This is a genomic window from Streptomyces sp. AcH 505, from assembly GCF_000818175.1.
GTDB lineage: Bacteria > Actinomycetota > Actinomycetes > Streptomycetales > Streptomycetaceae > Streptomyces.
The window spans coordinates 1540255-1562229 of record NZ_JTIY01000001.1; the positions used below are offsets into that span (position 1 = coordinate 1540255).

Consider the following 21975-nt stretch of genomic DNA (forward strand, 5'->3'; position numbering starts at 1 on the left):
AAACAAATGCTGAGAGGCCGTTTGACGGACCTGTCACACGTGATTCACACACGCCGGAGGGCGGCCGCCCCAGGGGGTGACCGCCCTCCGGTGTGTGCGCTACGCCTTACTGGTTGTACGGACCGTAGTCGTAGTCCTCCAGCGGCACGGCCTGACCGGAACCGGTACCGAACGGCGAGTAGTCGATGTCGTCGTAGCCGACGGCCGAGTACATCGCGGCCTTGGCTTCCTCGGTCGGCTCGACCCGGATGTTGCGGTAGCGGGACAGACCCGTACCGGCCGGGATGAGCTTACCGATGATGACGTTCTCCTTGAGGCCGATCAGGGAGTCCGACTTGGCGTTGATCGCCGCGTCGGTCAGGACCCTGGTCGTCTCCTGGAAGGACGCCGCCGACAGCCACGACTCGGTGGCCAGCGAGGCCTTGGTGATACCCATCAGCTGCGGACGGCCGGAGGCCGGGTGGCCGCCTTCCGTGACCACACGACGGTTCTCGGTCTCGAACTTCGAGCGCTCGACGAGCTCGCCCGGCAGCAGTTCCGCGTCGCCGGACTCGATGATCGTCACACGGCGCAGCATCTGCCGGATGATGATCTCGATGTGCTTGTCGTGGATCGACACACCCTGCGAGTTGTAGACCTTCTGGACCTCGCCGACCAGGTGGACCTGGACCGCGCGCTGACCGAGGATCCGCAGCACGTCGTGCGGGTTGGTGGCACCCACGGTGAGCTTCTGGCCCACCTCGACGCGGTCGCCCTCACCCACGAGCAGACGGGCGCGCTTGGAGATCGGGAACGGCGTCTCCTCGCTGCCGTCGTCGGGCGTGACGACGAGCTTCTTCGTCTTCTCGGTCTCCTCGATGCGGACGGTGCCCGCGGCCTCGGAGATCGGGGCGACACCCTTCGGCGTACGGGCTTCGAAGAGCTCGACGACTCGGGGCAGACCCTGGGTGATGTCGTCACCGGCCACACCACCGGTGTGGAAGGTACGCATCGTCAGCTGCGTGCCGGGCTCACCGATGGACTGGGCGGCGATGATGCCGACCGCCTCACCGATGTCGACCAGCTTGCCGGTGGCCAGCGAACGGCCGTAGCAGAAGGCACAGGTGCCGACCGCGGACTCGCAGGTCAGGACCGAACGGGTCTTGACCTCCTCGACCCCGGCGCCCACCAGCGCGTCGATCAGGACATCGCCCAGGTCGACGTTGGCCGGCGCGATGACCTTGCCGTCGACGACGACGTCCTCGGCGAGCATGCGCGCGTACACGGACGTCTCGACGTCCTCGGTCTTGCGCAGCTTGCCGTCGGCGCCCTTCTCCGCGATCTTCAGCTTCAGACCGCGGTCGGTGCCGCAGTCCTCCTCGCGGATGATCACGTCCTGCGAGACGTCCACCAGACGACGGGTCAGGTAACCCGAGTCGGCGGTACGCAGGGCCGTGTCGGCCAGACCCTTACGGGCACCGTGCGTGGAGATGAAGTACTCCAGCACGGACAGGCCTTCACGGAACGACGCCTTGATGGGACGCGGGATCGTCTCGTTCTTGGCGTTGGACACCAGACCACGCATACCGGCGATCTGACGCATCTGCATCATGTTTCCGCGAGCGCCCGAGTTCACCATCATGGAGACCGGGTTGGTCTTCGGGAAGTTCGCGTTCATCGCCTCGGCGACCTCGTTGGTCGCCTTGGTCCAGATCGCGATGAGCTCCTGCGTGCGCTCTTCCTTGGTGATCAGACCGCGCTCGTACTGCTTCTGGACGCGCTCGTCCTGCGCCTCGTAACCCTGGACGATCGCCTTCTTCGCCTCGGGAACGACGATGTCGGAGATGGCCACGGTGACACCGGAGCGGGTCGCCCAGAAGAAGCCGGCCGCCTTCAGGTTGTCGAGCGTCGCCGCCACGATGACCTTGGGGTAGCGCTCGGCCAGGTCGTTGACGATCTCGGAGAGCTGCTTCTTGCCCACCGAGTAGTCGACGAACGGGTAGTCCTCGGGCAGCAGCTCGTTGAAGAGCGCGCGGCCCAGGGTCGTCCGCAGCCGGAACGGGTCGCCCTGCTGCCACTCGGTGTCGGGCGCGCCGTCCTCGCCGGCCGGCGGGGTCCAGCCGCGCGGCGGGATGGTGCCCACCGGGAAGCGGATGTCGACCTTCGCCTGCAGCGAGAGCTCGCGGTTGTCGAACGCCATGGTGGCTTCGGCGCTGGAGCCGAAGGACCGGTCGGCGCCGATGACCTTGCGCTCTTCCTCGTCCGTCGTGAGGAAGAAGAGTCCGAGCACCATGTCCTGGGTCGGCATGGTGACGGGACGGCCGTCAGCCGGCTTCAGGATGTTGTTCGAGGACAGCATCAGGATGCGGGCCTCGGCCTGCGCCTCTGCCGACAGCGGCAGGTGCACGGCCATCTGGTCACCGTCGAAGTCCGCGTTGAACGCGGTGCAGACGAGCGGGTGGATCTGGATGGCCTTGCCCTCGACCAGCTGCGGCTCGAAGGCCTGGATGCCCAGGCGGTGCAGGGTCGGCGCACGGTTCAGCAGCACCGGGTGCTCGGCGATGACCTCTTCGAGCACGTCGTACACGACCGTGCGGCCGCGCTCGACCATGCGCTTGGCCGACTTGATGTTCTGCGCGTGGTTCAGGTCCACCAGGCGCTTCATCACGAACGGCTTGAAGAGCTCGAGCGCCATGGCCTTCGGCAGCCCGCACTGGTGCAGCTTGAGCTGCGGGCCGACGACGATCACGGAACGCGCCGAGTAGTCGACACGCTTGCCGAGCAGGTTCTGACGGAACCGGCCCTGCTTGCCCTTGAGCATGTCGCTCAGGGACTTCAGGGGACGGTTACCGGGACCGGTCACCGGGCGACCACGGCGGCCGTTGTCGAACAGCGCGTCGACGGCCTCCTGCAGCATCCGCTTCTCGTTGTTCACGATGATCTCGGGGGCACCGAGGTCAAGGAGACGCTTGAGGCGGTTGTTGCGGTTGATCACACGGCGGTACAGGTCGTTCAGGTCGGAGGTCGCGAAGCGGCCACCGTCCAGCTGCACCATCGGACGCAGGTCCGGCGGGATCACCGGCACGCAGTCCAGCACCATGCCCTTGGGGCTGTTGCTGGTCTGCAGGAACGCCGAGACGACCTTGAGGCGCTTGAGCGCACGGGTCTTCTTCTGGCCCTTGCCGGTACGGATGATCTCGCGGAGACGCTCCGCTTCCTCGTCCAGGTCGAAGGACTCCAGGCGCTTCTGCAGCGCCGCGGCACCCATCGATCCGTCGAAGTACGTGCCGAAGCGGTCACGCAGCTCGCGGTAGAGCAGCTCGTCGCCCTCCAGGTCCTGGACCTTGAGGTTCTTGAAGCGGTTCCACACCTCGTCGAGACGGTCGATCTCGCGCTGCGCACGGTCGCGCAGCTGCTTCATCTCACGCTCGGCACCTTCGCGCACCTTGCGGCGCACGTCGGCCTTGGCGCCCTCGGCCTCCAGCTCGGCCAGGTCGGTCTCGAGCTTCTTGGCGCGGGCCTCGAGGTCGGAGTCGCGGCGGTTCTCGGTCTGCTGACGCTCGACGGAGACATGCGCCTCCAGCGACGGCAGATCGCGCGTACGACGGTCCTCGTCCACGAACGTGATCATGTACGCGGCGAAGTAGATGACCTTTTCGAGGTCCTTCGGCGCGAGGTCGAGCAGGTATCCCAGTCGGGAAGGGACGCCCTTGAAGTACCAGATGTGGGTGACGGGAGCGGCAAGCTCGATGTGGCCCATCCGCTCACGGCGCACCTTGGCGCGGGTGACTTCGACGCCACAGCGCTCACAGATGATGCCCTTGAAGCGGACACGCTTGTACTTGCCGCAGTAGCACTCCCAGTCCCGGGTCGGGCCGAAGATCTTCTCGCAGAAGAGTCCGTCCTTCTCGGGCTTGAGCGTGCGGTAGTTGATGGTCTCCGGCTTCTTCACTTCGCCGTGGGACCAGGTCCGGATGTCGTCCGCGGTGGCGAGGCCAATCCGCAGCTCGTCGAAGAAGTTGACGTCGAGCACTTGTCGTCAATCCCTCTTTCGGGGTCGAGTCTCAAATCATGGTCTGTACGGGTCCGGGGAGAGCCGGCCGCCCCGAGACGAGGGCGGCCGGACAACCCGTCAGACCTCTTCGACGCTGCTCGGCTCTCGCCGGGACAGGTCGATTCCGAGCTCCTCCGCCGCGCGGAAGACGTCCTCGTCCGTGTCGCGCATCTCGATGGACATGCCGTCCGAGGACAGCACCTCCACGTTGAGGCAGAGCGACTGCATTTCCTTGATGAGCACCTTGAAGGACTCGGGAATGCCGGGCTCGGGGATGTTCTCGCCCTTGACGATGGCCTCGTAGACCTTCACGCGGCCGGTCACGTCGTCGGACTTGATCGTCAGCAGCTCCTGGAGGGCGTAAGCGGCGCCGTAAGCCTCCAGCGCCCACACCTCCATCTCACCGAAGCGCTGACCGCCGAACTGGGCCTTACCACCCAGCGGCTGCTGGGTGATCATCGAGTACGGTCCGGTCGACCGGGCGTGCAGCTTGTCGTCGACCAGGTGGTGGAGCTTGAGGATGTACATGTAGCCGACCGAGATCGGCTCCGGGAACGGCTCGCCGGAGCGGCCGTCGAACATCCGCGCCTTGCCGGAGCCCTTGACCATGCGCTCGCCGTCGCGGTTCGGGATCGTGGACTCGAAGAGTCCGGAGATCTCGTCCTCGCGAGCGCCGTCGAAGACGGGGGTGGCGACATTGGTACCGGGCGCGACGTCGTCGGCGCCGATGACCTTCAGCCGCTCCATCCAGTCCTCGCTGCCCTCGACCTTCCAGCCCTGGCTGGCGAGCCAGCCGAGATGGATCTCCAGGACCTGCCCCGGGTTCATTCGGGACGGGACACCCAGCGGGTTGAGGATGATGTCGACCGGGGTGCCGTCCTCCAGGAACGGCATGTCCTCGATCGGCAGGATCTTCGAGATGACGCCCTTGTTGCCGTGTCGGCCGGCGAGCTTGTCACCGTCGGTGATCTTGCGCTTCTGCGCCACGTACACGCGCACCAGCTGGTTCACACCGGGGGGCAGCTCGTCGCCCTCTTCACGGTCGAAGACGCGGACGCCGATGATCTTGCCCACTTCGCCGTGCGGCACCTTCAGCGAGGTGTCACGGACTTCACGGGCCTTCTCACCGAAGATCGCGCGGAGCAGACGCTCTTCCGGGGTCAGCTCGGTCTCGCCCTTGGGCGTGACCTTGCCGACCAGGATGTCGCCGGCGACGACCTCGGCACCGATACGGATGATGCCGCGCTCGTCGAGGTCCGCGAGGACCTCTTCGGAGACGTTCGGGATGTCCCGGGTGATCTCCTCCGGGCCGAGCTTGGTGTCACGGGCGTCGACCTCGTGCTCCTCGATGTGGATCGAGGAGAGGACGTCGTCCTGGACCAGCCGCTGGCTGAGGATGATCGCGTCTTCGTAGTTGTGGCCTTCCCACGGCATGAACGCCACGAGGAGGTTCTTGCCGAGGGCCATCTCGCCCTGCTCGGTGGCCGGGCCGTCGGCCAGCACCTGGCTCTCGACAACGCGGTCGCCCTCGTTGACGACGACCTTCTGGTTGACCGAGGTGCCCTGGTTCGAGCGGGAGAACTTGGCGATGCGGTACGTGGTGTACGTGCCGTCGTCGTTGGCGACGGTGATGTAGTCCGCGGATACCTCCTGGACCACACCTTCCTTCTCCGCCTTGATGACGTCACCGGCGTCGACCGCGCAGCGGTACTCCATGCCGGTGCCGACGAGCGGCGCCTCCGACGTGATGAGCGGCACGGCCTGCCGCATCATGTTCGCGCCCATCAGGGCGCGGTTGGCGTCGTCGTGCTCCAGGAACGGGATCATCGCGGTCGCGACCGACACCATCTGGCGCGGCGAGACGTCCATGTAGTCGACGTCGTCACCGGGGATGTAGTCGACCTCACCGCCACGACGGCGGACGAGGACGCGCGGCTCGGTGAACCGCATCTCCTCGGACAGCGTCGCGTTGGCCTGGGCGATGACGAAGCGGTCTTCCTCGTCGGCGGTCAGGTAGTCCACGTCGTCGGTGACGACGCCGTTGACGACCTTGCGGTACGGGGTCTCGACGAACCCGAACGCGTTGACCCGGCCGTAGGAGGCGAGCGAGCCGATCAGGCCGATGTTCGGGCCTTCCGGGGTCTCGATCGGACACATGCGGCCGTAGTGCGAGGGGTGCACGTCACGGACCTCGAAGCCGGCCCGCTCACGGGAGAGACCACCCGGGCCGAGCGCCGACAGACGGCGCTTGTGGGTGAGACCCGACAGCGGGTTGTTCTGGTCCATGAACTGCGACAGCTGGCTGGTGCCGAAGAACTCCTTGATGGAGGCGACGACCGGCCGGATGTTGATCAGGGTCTGCGGCGTGATCGCCTCGACGTCCTGGGTCGTCATGCGCTCACGCACGACGCGCTCCATCCTCGCCAGACCCGTACGGACCTGGTTCTGGATGAGCTCGCCGACGTTACGCAGACGGCGGTTGCCGAAGTGGTCGATGTCGTCGGTCTCGACGACGATCTGGTTGCCGCTCTCGCCGACCGTCTCGGTCTCGCCCGCGTGGAGCTTCACGAGGTACTTGATGGTGGCGATGATGTCGTCGGTGGTGAGCACACCGGCGTCCAGCGGCTCTTCAGCGCCGAGCTTCTTGTTCACCTTGTAGCGGCCGACCTTCGCGAGGTCGTAGCGCTTCGGGTTGAAGTAGAGGTTCTCGAGCAGCGTCTGGGCCGCCTCGCGGGTCGGGGGCTCGCCCGGACGCAGCTTGCGGTAGATGTCGAGCAGTGCGTCGTCCTGGCCCTGGGTGTGGTCCTTCTCCAGGGTGGCGCGCATCGACTCGTACTCGCCGAACTCTTCAAGGATCTGCTCGGTGCTCCAGCCGAGCGCCTTGAGGAGGACGGTCACGGACTGCTTGCGCTTGCGGTCGATACGGACACCGACCATGTCGCGCTTGTCGATCTCCATCTCCAGCCAGGCACCCCGGGACGGGATGATCTTCGCGGAGAAGATGTCCTTGTCGGACGTCTTGTCGATGGAGGAGTCGAAATACACACCCGGCGAGCGCACCAGCTGGGACACCACGACACGCTCGGTGCCGTTGATGACGAAGGTGCCCTTGTTGGTCATGAGCGGGAAATCGCCCATGAAGACCGTCTGGGACTTGATCTCGCCGGTCTCGTTGTTGGTGAACTCTGCGGTGACGAAGAGCGGAGCCGCGTACGTGAAGTCGCGCTCCTTGCACTCGTCGATCGAGTTCTTGGGAGGCTCGAAGCGGTGGTCGCGGAAGGTCAGCGACATCGACCCGGAGAAGTCCTCGATCGGAGAGATCTCCTCGAAGATCTCCTCCAGACCTGACTTCCTGGGGACGTCCTGCCCGTTCTCGAGAGCCGCCTCGACACGAGCCTTCCAAGCGGCGTTCCCGAGCAGCCAGTCAAAGCTCTCGGTCTGCAGCGCAAGGAGGTTCGGAACCTCGAGGGGCTCCTTGATCTTTGCAAAGGAGATGCGCAGCGGGGCGGTGCTGGCGCCGTTGTTCATATTCGTGGTCGAGGCGTTGCGCGAGGCGGCCAAGAGGGGGTCCTTCCGAGGGCTCGGACTCACTACGCGCGTACCGGTCCCAAGTACGGACACGGAGACAGAAACCCCAGCTAGGGCTTTTGATCGCCGATGTTCGTACGAGAGGGTGCCCCTGGTGACGGGCAGGGAGCAGCTAACAGGCAGCGCAAAGGGTCAGTGTAGCCACTTGGCACACTGATGTCCAGCGCGGGTTTTGGAAGACCCTCGTCGCTCTCAACACCTTGTCTCAACTGCGGCAAGCCTCGCGCCGTAGGCGCACATCGATACTGCCCTCTTCGCCTTCGATCCATGCCTCGGATCCGGATCGATTGTGACGACGCGTCCTGAGAATTGCGCGCTGCGTGCGGTTCGTCAAGGCCCCCGCCCCCGGGAGCCGTCCCTCGGATCCCCACCGGGCGCACGGAAGGCGCGGTAATGATCACGATACTCGCAGGCGTACGGAGAACAAGGTACCCCTCGCGGGCACGCCGAAGGGCGACCACCCGGATGGGTGATCGCCCTTCACGTCAACGCTGCGCCCCGGGGCCTCTCAGCCGAACGAGAGGCCCTGGCGGCGCGAGGTCGCTACGAGGTCACTTGACCTCGACGGAGGCGCCGGCGGCCTTGAGGGACTCGGCACCCTTCTCCGCCTGCTCCTTGGTGACCTTCTCCAGGACGGGCTTCGGGGCGCCGTCCACGAGGTCCTTGGCCTCCTTGAGGCCCAGGGAGGTGAGCTCGCGCACAACCTTGATGACCTGGATCTTCTTCTCGCCGGCACCCGTGAGGATGACGTCGAACTCGTCCTGCTCCTCGACGGCCTCGGCCACGGCGGCGCCGCCACCGACAGCGGCGGCGGCCACGGGGGCGGCAGCCTTGACGTCGAACTTCTCCTCGAAGGCCTTCACGAACTCGGAGAGCTCGATGAGGGTGAGCGACTCGAACTGCTCAAGCAGCTCGCCCTGGGACAGCTTCGCCATGATGGCGTCCTTCCACTAAGTCGGCAGGTGCCGGATGTATATAGACGGCGGGCGTACGGGGCCCGCTGTGACGCGAAGCCGAACTATTCGGCGTCGGCCTCGGCGGGAGCCGGCGTACCGGCACCGCCCTGCTCGACCTTGGCGCGAAGTGCTTCCGCGGTGCGGGCGAACTCCGTGAGCGGAGCCTGGAAGGTCGCCGCGGCCTTGGCCATGGACGCCTTCAGGCCACCGGCCAGCTTGGCGAGCAGAACCTCGCGGGACTCGAGGTCCGCGAGCTTCTTGAACTCATCGGCGGACAGCGCCTTACCGTCAAGGACACCGCCCTTGATGATGAGGTTGGGGTTGTCCTTGGCGAAGTCACGAAGACCCTTCGCCGACGCCACCGGGTCACCGGTGACGAAGGCAACCGCCGTCGGACCTGTGAACAGGTCGTCCAGCGTGTTGATCCCGGCCTCGTTGGCCGCGATCTTGGTCAGCGTGTTCTTCACCACGGCGTACTGGGTGTTCTCACCGAGCGAACGACGCAGCTCCTTGAGCTGCGCCACGGTGAGACCCCGGTACTCGGTCAGCACGGCGGCGTTCGAGCTGCGGAACTGGTCCGTCAGCTCGGCTACCGCGGCAGCCTTGTCGGGCCTTGCCATGAGCGTCGGCCTCCTTCCGGGTGATGAGGACCGCTCAGAAGGGGCTGCGCAAAACGAAACGCCCCGGCGCAGGCGCACGGGGCGTAGCTCAACCGGACGACGTCCGGGAACTCTCCTCGATCACCTGCGCGGGTCGTCCGCAGCTAGCGGATCCTTCGGCCGCCTTGCCCTCTTGCGAGCGCACGGCAACGACCAGCGGTCTTTGGCTTCATGTGGAGAGTACGGGAGCGGGGGTCCGGCAGGCAAATCGCCTGCCGGACACCGGGGATCAGGCCCCGCTGTCGGCTGCCATGTCGTTGATCATCTTCATGAGGTCGAACGTGTCAGCCGCGGCCGGCGGCGTCGCCGTGACCGGGGTGCCGTAGTCGGAGAAGTGCTCGCTGATGCTGGTCTTGCCCTGCTTCATGTCCATCACGACGTCGAGCCGGACCGGGTAGCCGTCGGCGTTGACCCAGACGTCCGTGTTGTAGGTCTTCATGCCGGCCGTCTTCATGGCGGCGACGAGGTCCTTGCGCTGCTTCGGCGTGAGCGTGTCGGCGGCGGAGTTGGTGTCCAGCATCTCCTGGAACGTCAGGCTGCCCCGGTAGTGCTCCGCCTGGACGCCGTCGACCTTCTCCGGGCCGACGTGCTTGATGCTGGGCGAGTCCACCAGCATGGCGAGCTGCTGCGACGGGTCCTGGTTCGCGTTCTTCAGGCCGCCCAGCGTGCCGATCGAACTCGCCGGGTTGCCGGCCGACTTCGACAGCTTGCCGACGTCCAGTTTCATCCAGCGCTTGCCGTCGAACTCCTCCTGCTTCGCGGCGGCGGCTCCCATGTCCACGTACGTGACGTCCTTGAGCATGAGAATCCGGATCTTCTCCGGCGCCCCGGGCTCGGCACCGAGCGCCGAACCGTCCATGGTCACGTCCATGGCCGTCGGGTCCCAGGCCATGACGCCGGACATCGTGACCGTCTCGGTCTTGCCCGCGCCCTGGGCCGCGGCGGCCGGCGTCGTCATCTTCATGCTGATCTTCGCGGACTTCGCCCCGGAGGTCTTCTTGTACGCGGCGGTCAGGACCGCGGCAGGATTGGCGTCCGCCTTCTTCGAGGCGGCCGGCTTCGCCGCTCCGTCGTCCTTCTTCCCGTCATCGCTCGTACAGCCCGCAACGCCGGCAATGACGGCCACAGCCGTCAGTGCCACGCCCCCACGTGTGAATGCGGACATGTTCATTTCCCACCCCAGATTGTGCAGTTGGCGCTGACCCCGATGGTCAAGACCACCTCAAGAAGATAACCCACGCCACTGACAGCAAATCAACAGAAAAACCGGTCCCCGCACCTCAACGAGGTGCGGGGACCGGCCGGTTCCAGCCTTTGTCGGACGTCGGGGACGTCAGACGGACGCCGGGTCCTCCTCGACGAGGAGGTTGCGGGTGCGGTTGGCGTCCAGCGGGATGCCGGGGCCCATCGTCGTCGCGAGGACGGCCTTACGGATGTAACGGCCCTTCGCGGCCGACGGCTTCAGACGGAGGACTTCCTCCAGCGCCGCGGCGTAGTTCTCGACCAGCTTCGTCTCGTCGAAGGAGACCTTGCCGATGATGAAGTGCAGGTTCGAGTGCTTGTCGACCCGGAACTCGATCTTGCCGCCCTTGATGTCCGTCACAGCCTTCGTGACGTCAGGGGTGACGGTGCCGGTCTTCGGGTTCGGCATCAGACCACGCGGGCCGAGGACACGGCCGAGACGGCCGACCTTGCCCATGAGGTCAGGGGTGGCGACGACGGCGTCGAAGTCCAGACGGCCCTTCGACACCTCGTCGATGAGCTCGTCGGCGCCGACGATGTCGGCGCCCGCGGCGCGCGCTGCCTCGGCACGGTCACCGGTCGCGAAGACCAGGACCCGGGCGGTCTTGCCGGTGCCGTGCGGAAGGTTGACGGTGCCACGGACCATCTGGTCCGCCTTGCGCGGGTCCACACCCAGGCGCATGGCGACCTCGACGGTGCCGTCGAACTTGGACGTGCTGGTGTCCTTGGCAAGGCGGACGGCCTCGAGCGGGGCGTAGTTACGCTCCGCGTCGATCTTCGCGTCCGCGTTGCGGAGTGACTTGCTGCGCTTCACTTCTTCTCCTGTGGTTCTTCAGGTGTGGAGTTCGTGGTGCGGGCCGCGCATGGCCCTGCCACTGGGACGTACGGGGCTGGACTCAGCCCTCGACCGTGATGCCCATCGAACGGGCGGTGCCGGCGATGATCTTCTCGGCGGCGGCCAGGTCGTTGGCGTTCAGGTCGGGCATCTTGGTCGTCGCGATGTCCCGCACCTGGTCGCGCGTGAGCTTGGCGACCTTCTTGACGTGCGGCTCGCCGGATCCCTTGTCCACACCGGCAGCCTTGAGGATCAGCTTCGCGGCAGGCGGCGTCTTGGTGATGAAGGTGAACGAGCGGTCCTCGTAGACCGTGATCTCGACCGGCACGACCATGCCACGCTGCGACTCGGTCGCGGCGTTGTAGGCCTTGCAGAACTCCATGATGTTGACGCCGTGCTGACCCAGCGCGGGGCCGACCGGCGGGGCCGGGTTGGCGGCGCCGGCACTGATCTGGAGCTTGATGAGCCCCGTGACCTTCTTCTTCTTGGGAGGCATTGCTCTCTCCGGGTCCTAGTGAGAGTTATCGGCCAGCCACCCGGTCATCCGGATGGAGGCATACCGCACAACGATAACGGGTATAGCTGCACGGCCAAAACCGACAGGTCAGACAGGTAGGAACACCTGTCTGACCTGGTCGGAAGCTGTTGTTCCAGAAGTGGTGGCTGCTCAGTTCTTCTGGATCTGGTCGAAGCTCAGCTCGACCGGGGTCTCGCGACCGAAGATCTCGACGAGGCCCTTGACCTTCTTCGAGTCCGCGTTGATCTCGTTGATCGTCGCCTGCAGCGTCGCGAACGGGCCGTCGGTGACGGTGACCGAGTCGCCCACCTCGAAGTCCAGCACCTGGACCTCGACCTTGCGGGCCGGCATCGGCTTGCCCTCGGCCTCGGCCGCCTCGCGGGCTGCCTTCTCCTCGGCCTCGGGGGCGAGCATCTTGACGATCTCGTCCAGCGTCAGCGGGTACGGGTCGTAGGCGTTGCCCACGAAGCCGGTGACACCGGGGGTGTTACGGACGACGCCCCAGGACTCGTTCGTCAGGTCCATGCGCACCAGGACGTAGCCCGGGAGCTTGTTCTGGCGGACGTTCTTGCGCTCGCCGTTCTTGATCTGGACGATCTCTTCCTCGGGGACCTCGGCCTGGTAGATGAAGTCCTCGACGTTGAGCGAGACGGCGCGCTGTTCCAGGTTGGCCTTCACGCGCTTCTCGTAGCCCGCGTAGGTGTGGATCACGTACCACTCGCCGGGCAGACCGCGCAGTTCCTGGCGGAGCGCCTCGACCGGGTCGACGGCGGGCGCGGCCTCGGCCGGCTCCTCGTCGTCGTCGGCGGCGGAGTCGGCTTCGGCGTCGCTGTCGTCAGCCTCTGCGTCCGCGTCAAGGCCTTCGCCCTCGGCGGCCGCGACGGCCTCTTCGACCTCGTCCGCCTCGGTGCCGTCTTCTTCCTCGACCTGCTCGGCGTTGACGGCAGCCTCTTCGGCCGGCTCGCCCGCCGCGGCGTCAGCGGCTTCGGCCTGGTCTGGCTCGACAGCGTCCGCCGCCTCGACGATGTCGGTTTCGTCCTCTCGGGACTCGACCGCCTCGCTGGCGTCGTTCAGGTTCGGGTCAGACACGGTGGCTGCTTCTTCCTGGCTAAATGGGTGGCACACGCGAAAGGGGCGCCGCGTCGGGCGCCCTCGCGGGATCAGCCGAAGACGTACTTGATTGCGTTGTTGAAGCCATAGTCAATCACGGTCACCAGACCGATCATGATGACAACAAAGACAATCACCACTGTGGTGTACGTCGTCAGCTGGTTGCGAGTCGGCCAGACGACCTTGCGCAGCTCGGCGACGATCTGACGGTAGAAGAGCGCGAGCCGGCCCAGAGGGCCCTTCTTGCCGCGCTTGCCACCCTTACGGGGCTTCTTCGACTCTACGGACTCATCATCATCGGCATCAGGTTTGTCGATGGAGCCCACGGCGTCCGTCACGCTCTCTCACCTGATTCCGGGTCGTGGCCATGCCGCGCCCGGGGGGAGCCGCACGGCGATGCAGTGAATGTTCGTACATGCGCACACACCCTGGCGAAGGTGTGCGTAGCAGGGCCGGAGGGACTTGAACCCCCAACCGCTGGTTTTGGAGACCAGTGCTCTACCAATTGAGCTACGACCCTTTGTGTTTGCCCCAACCTACCGCATCCGACCGGGTGCACGGAGTGCCCTGTGGGACGTGACTGACGAAGGCCAACGACGAGTGAGTGTACGTGGTCACAGGCCCGACGTCGAACAGCTAACTCCGCGACGAACGGGGACTGCCCGGTTCGCTGCGCATCGTCTTATGTGTCCATCGTACGAAACCTGTGTACCAGGGACGTTTCAGGTCTGGGAGCATGGGAGACATGAGCGCTGCAATCCCTCCGACCGAGCGCCGGGTCTCCGCGCGCATCGGCGCGATCTCCGAGTCCGCGACCCTCGCCGTGGACGCCAAGGCCAAGGCCCTCAAGGCCGCCGGGCGTCCGGTGATCGGCTTCGGCGCGGGCGAGCCCGACTTCCCGACACCCGACTACATCGTCGAGGCCGCTGTCGAGGCTTGCCGCAATCCCAAGTACCACCGCTACACGCCCGCGGGCGGCCTCCCCGAGCTCAAGGCCGCCATCGCGACGAAGACCCTGCGTGATTCGGGTTACGAGGTCGACGCGTCGCAGATCCTCGTGACCAACGGCGGCAAGCAGGCCATCTACGAGGCCTTCGCCGCGATCCTCGACCCGGGCGACGAGGTCATCGTCCCCGCTCCGTACTGGACGACGTACCCGGAGTCGATCCGGCTGGCCGGCGGGGTCCCGGTCGAGGTCGTCGCCGACGAGACCACCGGCTACCGCGTCTCGCTCGACCAGCTGGAGGCGGCCCGCACGGACCGTACGAAGGTGGTGCTCTTCGTCTCCCCGTCCAACCCGACGGGCGCGGTCTACAGCGAGGCCGACACCGAGGCCATCGGCAGGTGGGCCGTCGAGCACGGCCTGTGGGTACTGACGGACGAGATCTACGAGCACCTCGTCTACGGCGACGCGACGTTCACCTCGCTGCCCGCGATCGTGCCCGAGCTGCGCGACAAGTGCGTCGTCGTCAACGGCGTCGCGAAGACGTACGCGATGACGGGCTGGCGGGTGGGCTGGTTCATCGGCCCCAAGGACGTGGTCAAGGCGGCGGCCAACCTCCAGTCGCACGCGACGTCCAACGTGGCCAACGTCTCGCAGGCCGCCGCGCTGGCCGCCGTCTCCGGCGACCTGTCGGCCGTCGCCGAGATGCGCTCCGCCTTCGACCGGCGCCGGGGCATCATCGTGCGGATGCTGAACGAGATCGACGGCGTCGTCTGCCCCGAGCCCGAGGGCGCGTTCTACGCGTACCCGTCGGTGAAGGCCCTGCTGGGCAAGGACATCCGCGGCAAGCGCCCGCAGTCGTCGGTCGAGCTGGCCGCGCTGATCCTGGACGAGGCCGAGGTCGCCGTCGTACCGGGCGAGGCCTTCGGCACCCCCGGCTACCTGCGCCTTTCGTACGCGCTCGGCGACGAGGACCTGGTCGAGGGCGTCGCGCGGATGCAGAAGCTGCTGGCCGAGGCCAAGGACTGAGCACCCGCCCCGCGCGCGTACGGTGAATCGGGCCTCCGGCGACCGCCGGGGGCCCGATTCTTCGTTCGGCCGGAACCCGATGGGGGAAAGTGGGTGCCGGGAGACGTTTTCTTACGGCAGGATCTTGGAATGGAGAGCACCACCCGCCCGCGCGACCTGAGCCTGTTGCCCAAGGCCCATCTGCATCTGCACTTCACCGGGTCCATGCGGCCCACGACCCTGCTCGAACTGGCCGACAAGTACGGCGTACATCTGCCCGAGGCGCTGACCGGGGGCGAGCCGCCGAAGCTGCGCGCCACCGATGAGCGGGGCTGGTTCCGCTTCCAGCGGCTCTACGACATCGCCCGGTCCTGTCTGCGGTCGCCCGAGGACATCCGGCGGCTGGTCCGCGAGGCCGCCGAGGAGGACGTGCGCGACGGCTCCGGCTGGCTGGAGATCCAGGTCGACCCCACGTCGTACGCCCCGCATCTCGGCGGTCTGATCCCGGCCATGGAGATCATCCTGGACGCCGTGGACAGCGCGTCCCGAGAGACCGGCCTCGGCATGCGCGTCCTGGTCGCAGCGAACCGGATGAAGCACCCGCTGGAGGCCAGGACACTGGCCAGGCTCGCCGTGCGCTACGCGGACCGCGGCGTGGTCGGCTTCGGACTGTCCAACGACGAACGGCGCGGTATGGCCAGGGACTTCGACCGGGCCTTCGCCATCGCCAGGGACGGCGGGCTGCTGGCGGCGCCGCACGGCGGTGAACTGACCGGGCCCGCCTCCGTACGGGACTGTCTGGACGATCTGCGCGCCGCCCGGATCGGCCACGGCGTGCGGGCGGCCGAGGATCCGCGGCTGCTGCGCAGGCTGGCCGAGCGCGGGGTGACCTGCGAGGTCTGCCCCGCGTCGAACGTGGCGCTCGGGGTGTACGAGAAGCCGGAGGACGTACCGCTGCGGACGCTGTTCGACGCGGGTGTCCCGATGGCGCTGGGCGCAGACGACCCGCTGCTGTTCGGTTCGCGGCTGGCCGCGCAGTACGAACTGGCCCGGGAGCACAACGGCTTCACCGACGCCGAACTGGCCGAGCTGGCGCGGCAGTCGGTACGGGCGTCGGCAGCGCCCGAGGGCGTAAGGGAAGCGCTGCTGGCGGGGATCGACGGCTGGCTGGCGAGCTGACCGGCCGCTCACTCAGAGGCTGACGCCTACCGTCACCGGTTCGTTGACGAGGGTGATCCCGAACGCGTCCCGTACTCCGCCCACCACTTCGCGCGCGAGTGCGAGCAGGTCCTCCGTCGTCGCCGCGCCGCGGTTGGTGAGGGCCAGGGTGTGCTTGGTGGAGATACGGGCCGGGCCCGTGCCGTACCCCTTCGTGAAGCCGGCCTTGTCGATCAGCCAGGCCGCCGACGTCTTCGTGAAGCCCTCGCCCGCGGGGAAGGCGGGCGGCGTGATGTCGCCGCCGAGCCGGACCCTGGCGCGGGCGACGAAGGACTCGAACTCGCCGTCGTCAAGGATCGGGTTGGTGAAGAAGGACCCGGCCGACCAGGTGTCGTGGTCCTCGGGGTCCAGGACCATGCCCTTGCCAGCGCGCAGCTTGAGCACGGTCTCGCGTGCGGTGGCCGCGGGGACCCGCTCGCCCGCCTCGACGCCCAGCGCGCGCGCCGTCTCCGGGTACTTGAGCGGGGCGGAGAGGCCGCCGGCGTCCTCCAGGGCGAAGCGGACGCGCAGCACGACCCAGCGGGTGGGCTGTTCCTTGAAGCGGCTGTGCCGGTAGGCGAATTCGCACTCGGCGTTGGTGAGGGTGGTCACGGCGCCGGTGGTGCGGTCGTAGGCGACGACCTCCGTGATGGTGGCGGACACCTCCTGGCCGTAGGCGCCGACGTTCTGGATCGGGGTGGCGCCGGCGGACCCGGGGATGCCGGCGAGACATTCGACGCCGGCGAGGCCCGCTTCGACGGTGCGGGCGACAGCGTCCGTCCAGACTTCGCCGGCCGCCAGTTCCAGGGTGGTGCCGTCGAGCCGGAAGCCGGTGGTGGCGATGCGCAGGGCGGTGCCTTCGAAGCCCTTGTCCCCGATGACCAGGTTCGAGCCGCCGCCGATGATCAGCAGCGGGGTGCCGGCCGCGTCGGCCTCGCGTACGGCCGTGACCACCTCGTCGTCGGTGGTGGCGGTGACGAGCCGGGTCGCGGGGCCGCCGAGGCGGAAGGTGGTCAGGGGGGCGAGGGGGGCGTCGTGTAGTTCCTGCACGGGGACAAGAGTACGGTCCGTGGCCCGCCTCGAAGGCGGACCACGGACCGTGGTGGCGGGTGCTGGTGCCGGGTGCTGGTGTTGGGTGCTGGTGCCGGTCGGTGGCGGGATCAGACCGCTGCGGGCGCACGCTCGTCGGTCGGCTCGTCGCTCGCCTCTTCCGCCGTCGTGGCCTGCTTGCTGCGGTGACCGGGGATGAGGAGGGCGAGCAGAGCGCCGACCGCGACCATGCCGGCGCCGATCCACAGGGCGGGGACGGTGCCGTCGACGAAGCTGTCGGGTGTCTCGTAACCGCCCTGGGCGGCGAAGACCGCACCGAGGACCGCGACACCGAGGGCGCCGCCGACCTCACGGAGCGCGTTGTTCGTACCGGAGGCGATGCCCTGCTCGGCGGGGCGGACGCTGGACATGACCACGGTGGCGGCGGGGGCGAAGTACAGGCCCATGCCGATACCGCTGATGATCAGGGCGGGCAGCTGCGCGCCGTACGAGACGTCGGGGGCGAGGACGACCGCGAAGAGGCCGAGACCGATGGCCTGCAGGGCGAGTCCCGCGACCACGACGGGCCTGCCGCCGATGCGGTCGGTGATGAGTCCGGCGACCGGGGCGACGATCAGCGGCATCGCGGTCCACGGGAGCATCCGCAGCCCGGCCTCGGTGGGCGAGTAGCCGACGACCGTCTGCAGGAACTGGCTGAGCAGGAAGATCGAGCCGAACATGCCGAGGAACATCAGCAGACTGGCGCCGTTGATGCCGGCGAAGGCGCGGATCTTGAACAGCCGCATGGGCAGCATGGCGTCGGGGCGGCGGATGCCGTGGCGTACGAAGGCGGCGATCAGGACGGCGCCGCCGATCAGGCCGAGCAGCACGGTCGCGCTGGTCCAGCCGTCGGAGTTCGCGTTGACCAGGGCGTAGACGATGCCGAAGAGGCCGGCGCTGATGAGGATCGTGCCGGGGACGTCGAGGCGGGCGTTGGGGGCGTGGGACTCTTCGAGGCGCAGCCGGGCGAGCGGGATCAGCGCGAGGCCGATCGGCACGTTCAGCCAGAAGATCCACTCCCAGCTGAGGTGCTGGGTGAGGCTGCCCCCGACGAGCGGACCGCTGGCGACGGCGAGTCCGGTGATGGCGCCGTAGATACCGAGGAAAGCGCCCCGCTTGGCGGCGGGTACCGCGGCGATGAGCAGGGTGAGGGTGAGCGGCATCATGATCGCCGCGCCGACCCCTTGGACGGCCCGTGCCGCGATGAGTGTGTTGATGCCGGGGGCGAGCGCCGCCGCCGCCGAAGCGCCGGTGAAGACGGAGAGCCCGACGATGAACAGCTTGCGGCGGCCGAACCGGTCGCCGAGGGCCGCGCCGAACATGAGGAGGACGGCGAAGGTGAGCGTGTAGGCGTTCACCGTCCACTCCAGGTCCTCCAGCTTGCCGCCGAGGTTCTCGCGGATGGAGGGCAGTGCGGTGGTGACGACGAGGTTGTCCAGGGCCGCCATGAAGCTGGCGGCGCCGGTGATGACGAGGGCCCAGGTGGCTCGGGAGCCGCGGGCTTTCGGCTGCTGGAGTTCTGCTTGCTGGTTCATGACTCTCCCCCGTCGGCGGCCCGGATGCCGCCGACTTTGTTAGTTATCGATGACTAACTTTGCTGGACATGAAGTGACCCGCGGGGTGCCGCGGGGTTGTTCAGTTCGCCGGATCGCCGACGGGGTGCGACGACTCGTAGATCTCCGACCAGACGCGATGCCCGGCCGGAAACCCCAGCGAGACCAGGGTGTTGATGAGCATGCCGAATGCGAGGAACACGGTGGTCTCGGTCTCGTCGGCACCGAGCGCCAGGTGGACCGTGTCCCACAGCCGCTCCCAGCCGGCCCGTACCGAGTCGCCGAACTCGTGGTCACCCTCGGCCTCGGCGGCGGCGACCGCCGCGTACATCTGCATCTGCATCAGCAGCTTCTCGGGGTCCTCGGCGATGGTCCGCTGGTAGGCGATGCCCATGGCGTGGACGGCGTCTTCGCCCTCCAGCCCTTCGGACGCCTCCCTGAAGAGCCGGCTGGTGTCGTCCAGGCAGCGCTGCGAGGCGGCGAGGAACATCGCCTGCTTGTTCGGGAAGAGACGGAAGAGATACGGCTGCGAGACACCGACACGGCGGGCGATGGCCTCCGTCGAGGTGCCGTTGTAGCCGCTGCGGGAGAACTCGGTGACCGCCGCGCGGATGACGCTCTCGCGTCGCTCTTCTGCGCTCATCCTGACCATGCGAAAAGGTTATTGGCCACTCACTTACTTTGTCAACCGCAGTTCTGCGGCCTATGCGTAAGGGGTGTCCGCCATTGCGGACACCCCTTACATACGTGCAGCTCAGCGCAGACCCGGCCCGGCTCAGCGCAGACCCGGCCCGGCTCAGCGGTATCCCAGGCCGGCTCGGCTCAGGCCAGCGCGACGACGGCGCGGGACATCCCCAGCACCTTCTGTCCCGCGCTCATGGCCGTCAGATCCACCCGGACCCGGTTGTCGTCCAGCTTGGCCGCGACCTTGGCGCTGACCTCGACCAGCGCGCCCTTGTCGTCGTTGGGCACCACCACCGGCTTGGTGAAGCGCACCCCGTACTCGACGACGGCCGCCGGGTCCCCCACCCAGTCGGTGACCACACGGACCGCGGCCGCCATGGTGAACATGCCGTGCGCGATCACGTCCGGCAGGCCGACCTCCTTGGCGAACTTCTCGTTCCAGTGGATCGGGTTGAAGTCCCCCGACGCCCCCGCGTACCGCACGAGCGTCGCCCGCGAGACGGGGAAGCTCTGCGCCGGCAGCTCCGTACCGACCTCGACCTCGTCGTAACCGATCTTCGCCGTCACCGGTCTCACGCCCCCTCGGCGGCGCGCGCCACCAGCTTGGTCCAGGCGGTCACGACATGCTCGCCGGACTCGTCGTGCACCTCGCCGCGTACGTCGATGATGTCGTTGCCCGCGAGCGACTTGATCGCGTCGATGGTCGACGTGACGGTCAGCCGGTCGCCGGCCCGTACCGGGCGCGAGTACGCGAACTTCTGGTCGCCGTGCACCACCCGGCTGAAATCCAGACCCAGTTGCGGATCGGCGATGACATCGCCCGCCGCCTTGAAGGTGATCGCGAACGGGAACGTGGGCGGGGCGATCACATCGCTGTGCCCCAGCGCCTTCGCCGCGTCCTGGTCGGTGTACGCCGGATTGGGGTCGCCCACCGCCTCGGCGAACTCGCGGATCTTCTCCCGGCCGACCTCGTAGGGCTCGGTGGGCGGGTAGCTCCGCCCCACGAAGGACTGATCGAGCGCCATGGACTCGCTCCCTCCTGATGAGTGTGTGCCCACATCAAACGACACGAGGCCGCCCCCAGAGGGGACGGCCTCGCATACGAGCCTGATTCAGCGCGTTTCGCGGTGCGCTGTGTGCGAGTTGCAGCGCGGGCAGTGCTTCTTCATCTCAAGACGGTCCGGGTTGTTACGCCGGTTCTTCTTGGTGATGTAGTTCCGCTCCTTGCACTCCACGCAGGCCAGCGTGATCTTCGGGCGGACGTCGGTGGCAGCCACGTGAGTGCTCCTTGGACGGAATGGACGGGATGAACGAAAAAACGGACAAACACTTCAAACAGATGAACGCAAAGAAGAGTAGCCGATTGAAGGACCGACCCCGCAATCGGCTACTGTGTGTAGCGGTGACCGGACTTGAACCGGTGACACAGCGATTATGAGCCGCTTGCTCTACCGACTGAGCTACACCGCTTCGATGTTGGATCTCCTCGCCCGGAGGCGAGGATCACCGAACACCGGAGCCCCAATACGGAATCGAACCGTAGACCTTCTCCTTACCATGGAGACGCTCTACCGACTGAGCTATTGGGGCGAGCGATGAAGACATTACACGGTCCCTCGCCGATCGCCCAAATCCGTTTCCGTGCCCCTTGCACGCCTCTCACCCCACCTGTCCCCAGGTGTCTCGTAGGCCACAGGTGGGCTCGCCGGTACGACTATTGCGCCCCTCCCAGAAGGCTGCCAGCAGCCCGCTTAGGCTCGACTCACGCTGCGTGATCTTGCCCACCGCAGGCCCGACCCAGCGCCCCGAGAGCCGAGCCGACCAGGAGCGCGATGCCCGACAGCCAGCAGCAGCCGTCCGACGGCGCCACGGCCGACACCACGGCGCTCGTCCTGTGCGGCGCCCGGCTCGCCGACGGCCGCACCGTCGACGTACGGCTCAGCGCCGGCCGGATCGAGGCCGTCGGCACGGCGGGCAGCCTGATCGCGCGCGGCGCCCGGGTCGACCTCGACGGCTATCTGCTGCTCCCGGCCCCCGCGGAGCCGCACGCCCACAGCGACACGGCGCTGACCGCCGAGGGGCCCGTCCCCTACTCCCCCGACGACGTGCAGCGCCGTGCGACCGAGGCGGCGCTGCTCCAGCTCAGCCATGGCGCGACGGCGCTGCGCTCGCACGTACGGATCGGCGGCGCCCAGGAGTTGGGCCGCCTTGAGGCGGTGCTCCAGGCGCGGCGCTCGCTGCGCGGGCTCTGCGACCTGACGGTCGTACCCGTGCCGAGGCTGCTGACGGGGGTCGCGGGCGCCGACGGCCTCGCGATGCTGCGGGACGCGGTGAAGATGGGCGCGGGGGCGGTCGGCGGCTGCCCCGATCTCGACCCCGACCCGTCCGGATACGCGGAGGCGGTGCTTGAGGTGGCAGCCGAGCACGGCTGCCCGGTCGATCTGCATACGGACGGTGACGATCCGGCGCGGCTGGCCCGGCTCGCCGCGATGGTGGCCGGGCTGCGGCCCGGGGTGACCCTCGGCCCGTGCGGCGGGCTGTCCCGGCTGCCCGCCGACGCC

Annotated in this window: 16 protein-coding genes, 3 tRNA genes and 2 pseudogenes; 3 read left to right on the forward strand and 18 right to left on the reverse strand. The window is 67.5% G+C overall.

The window, feature by feature from the left end; all coding sequences use genetic code 11:
- Window positions 1–106 precede the first annotated feature (106 nt).
- The 10 genes from HY68_RS07125 to HY68_RS07170 form a co-directional block, all read right to left on the reverse strand.
- On the reverse strand, window positions 107–4012 hold the full coding sequence (locus HY68_RS07125) for a DNA-directed RNA polymerase subunit beta' (RefSeq protein ID WP_041985781.1): 3906 nt from the start codon (window positions 4010–4012) through the stop codon (window positions 107–109).
- A gap of 99 nt (window positions 4013–4111) precedes the next feature.
- On the reverse strand, window positions 4112–7594 hold the full coding sequence (gene rpoB / locus HY68_RS07130) for a DNA-directed RNA polymerase subunit beta (RefSeq protein ID WP_041985784.1): 3483 nt from the start codon (window positions 7592–7594) through the stop codon (window positions 4112–4114).
- Between the two features lie 578 nt (window positions 7595–8172).
- Window positions 8173–8556 (reverse strand): 50S ribosomal protein L7/L12, encoded by a 384-nt coding sequence (gene rplL / locus HY68_RS07135; protein ID WP_041985787.1) that lies wholly within the window; start codon window positions 8554–8556, stop codon window positions 8173–8175.
- 83 nt (window positions 8557–8639) lie between these two features.
- Entirely contained in the window at window positions 8640–9197 is a 558-nt protein-coding gene (gene rplJ / locus HY68_RS07140) for a 50S ribosomal protein L10 (protein ID WP_041985792.1), read from the reverse strand.
- A 268-nt stretch (window positions 9198–9465) separates the two neighbouring features.
- On the reverse strand, window positions 9466–10401 hold the full coding sequence (locus HY68_RS07145) for a hypothetical protein (protein WP_347560397.1): 936 nt from the start codon (window positions 10399–10401) through the stop codon (window positions 9466–9468).
- 168 nt (window positions 10402–10569) lie between these two features.
- Entirely contained in the window at window positions 10570–11292 is a 723-nt protein-coding gene (gene rplA / locus HY68_RS07150) for a 50S ribosomal protein L1 (protein WP_041985798.1), read from the reverse strand.
- 82 nt (window positions 11293–11374) lie between these two features.
- The gene (rplK, locus tag HY68_RS07155; RefSeq protein ID WP_041985801.1) at window positions 11375–11809 is read right to left on the reverse strand and encodes a 50S ribosomal protein L11; all 435 of its coding nucleotides are present in this window, start codon (window positions 11807–11809) and stop codon (window positions 11375–11377) included.
- Window positions 11810–11980: 171 nt separating this feature from the next.
- Window positions 11981–12919, reverse strand: a complete 939-nt coding sequence (gene nusG / locus HY68_RS07160; RefSeq protein WP_041985803.1) for a transcription termination/antitermination protein NusG — start codon at window positions 12917–12919, stop codon at window positions 11981–11983.
- A 71-nt stretch (window positions 12920–12990) separates the two neighbouring features.
- Window positions 12991–13278: a preprotein translocase subunit SecE gene (gene secE, locus HY68_RS07165; protein ID WP_041985804.1), complete on the reverse strand. Its 288-nt coding sequence runs from the start codon at window positions 13276–13278 to the stop codon at window positions 12991–12993.
- 109 nt (window positions 13279–13387) lie between these two features.
- Window positions 13388–13460 (reverse strand) — tRNA-Trp (locus tag HY68_RS07170).
- 225 nt (window positions 13461–13685) lie between these two features.
- Here HY68_RS07170 and HY68_RS07175 point away from each other — a divergent pair.
- Window positions 13686–14912 (forward strand): pyridoxal phosphate-dependent aminotransferase, encoded by a 1227-nt coding sequence (locus HY68_RS07175; RefSeq protein WP_041985805.1) that lies wholly within the window; start codon window positions 13686–13688, stop codon window positions 14910–14912.
- Window positions 14913–15041: 129 nt separating this feature from the next.
- The gene (locus HY68_RS07180) at window positions 15042–16070 is read left to right on the forward strand and encodes an adenosine deaminase (RefSeq protein WP_041985808.1); all 1029 of its coding nucleotides are present in this window, start codon (window positions 15042–15044) and stop codon (window positions 16068–16070) included.
- Between the two features lie 12 nt (window positions 16071–16082).
- Here HY68_RS07180 and HY68_RS07185 read toward each other — a convergent pair.
- The 8 genes and pseudogenes from HY68_RS07185 to HY68_RS07220 form a co-directional block, all read right to left on the reverse strand.
- Window positions 16083–17153: pseudogene (locus HY68_RS07185) on the reverse strand (UDP-N-acetylmuramate dehydrogenase); the annotation flags it as partial.
- Window positions 17154–17248: 95 nt separating this feature from the next.
- Window positions 17249–18712 (reverse strand): DHA2 family efflux MFS transporter permease subunit, encoded by a 1464-nt coding sequence (locus HY68_RS07190; RefSeq protein WP_041985813.1) that lies wholly within the window; start codon window positions 18710–18712, stop codon window positions 17249–17251.
- Window positions 18713–18812: 100 nt separating this feature from the next.
- Window positions 18813–19382, reverse strand: coding sequence for a TetR/AcrR family transcriptional regulator (locus HY68_RS07195; RefSeq protein WP_198533226.1), 570 nt, complete (start codon window positions 19380–19382; stop codon window positions 18813–18815).
- 170 nt (window positions 19383–19552) lie between these two features.
- Window positions 19553–19981, reverse strand: coding sequence for a MaoC family dehydratase (locus tag HY68_RS07200; RefSeq protein ID WP_041985816.1), 429 nt, complete (start codon window positions 19979–19981; stop codon window positions 19553–19555).
- 5 nt (window positions 19982–19986) lie between these two features.
- Window positions 19987–20439, reverse strand: a complete 453-nt coding sequence (locus HY68_RS07205; RefSeq protein WP_041985820.1) for a MaoC family dehydratase N-terminal domain-containing protein — start codon at window positions 20437–20439, stop codon at window positions 19987–19989.
- An 87-nt stretch (window positions 20440–20526) separates the two neighbouring features.
- On the reverse strand, window positions 20527–20691 hold the full coding sequence (gene rpmG / locus HY68_RS07210) for a 50S ribosomal protein L33 (RefSeq protein ID WP_003956487.1): 165 nt from the start codon (window positions 20689–20691) through the stop codon (window positions 20527–20529).
- 120 nt (window positions 20692–20811) lie between these two features.
- Window positions 20812–20884, reverse strand: a tRNA-Met gene (locus HY68_RS07215).
- A 47-nt stretch (window positions 20885–20931) separates the two neighbouring features.
- A tRNA-Thr gene (locus tag HY68_RS07220) sits at window positions 20932–21004 on the reverse strand.
- Between the two features lie 242 nt (window positions 21005–21246).
- Between HY68_RS07220 and HY68_RS44830 the strand changes: the two are divergent.
- Window positions 21247–21975, forward strand: a pseudogene (locus HY68_RS44830) (hydrolase); the annotation flags it as partial.

Bases quoted from the DNA above. Each gene is read 5' to 3' on its own strand.
- rplL (WP_041985787.1), bottom strand. From the start codon at position 8,556: ATGGCGAAGCTGTCCCAGGGCGAGCTGCTTGAGCAGTTCGAGTCGCTC.
- rplJ (WP_041985792.1), bottom strand. From the start codon at position 9,197: ATGGCAAGGCCCGACAAGGCTGCCGCGGTAGCCGAGCTGACGGACCAG.
- HY68_RS07145 (WP_347560397.1), bottom strand. From the start codon at position 10,401: ATGTCCGCATTCACACGTGGGGGCGTGGCACTGACGGCTGTGGCCGTC.
- rplK (WP_041985801.1), bottom strand. From the start codon at position 11,809: ATGCCTCCCAAGAAGAAGAAGGTCACGGGGCTCATCAAGCTCCAGATC.
- HY68_RS07175 (WP_041985805.1), top strand. From the start codon at position 13,686: ATGAGCGCTGCAATCCCTCCGACCGAGCGCCGGGTCTCCGCGCGCATC.
- HY68_RS07180 (WP_041985808.1), top strand. From the start codon at position 15,042: ATGGAGAGCACCACCCGCCCGCGCGACCTGAGCCTGTTGCCCAAGGCC.
- HY68_RS07190 (WP_041985813.1), bottom strand. From the start codon at position 18,712: ATGAACCAGCAAGCAGAACTCCAGCAGCCGAAAGCCCGCGGCTCCCGA.
- HY68_RS07195 (WP_198533226.1), bottom strand. From the start codon at position 19,382: ATGGTCAGGATGAGCGCAGAAGAGCGACGCGAGAGCGTCATCCGCGCG.
- HY68_RS07205 (WP_041985820.1), bottom strand. From the start codon at position 20,439: ATGGCGCTCGATCAGTCCTTCGTGGGGCGGAGCTACCCGCCCACCGAG.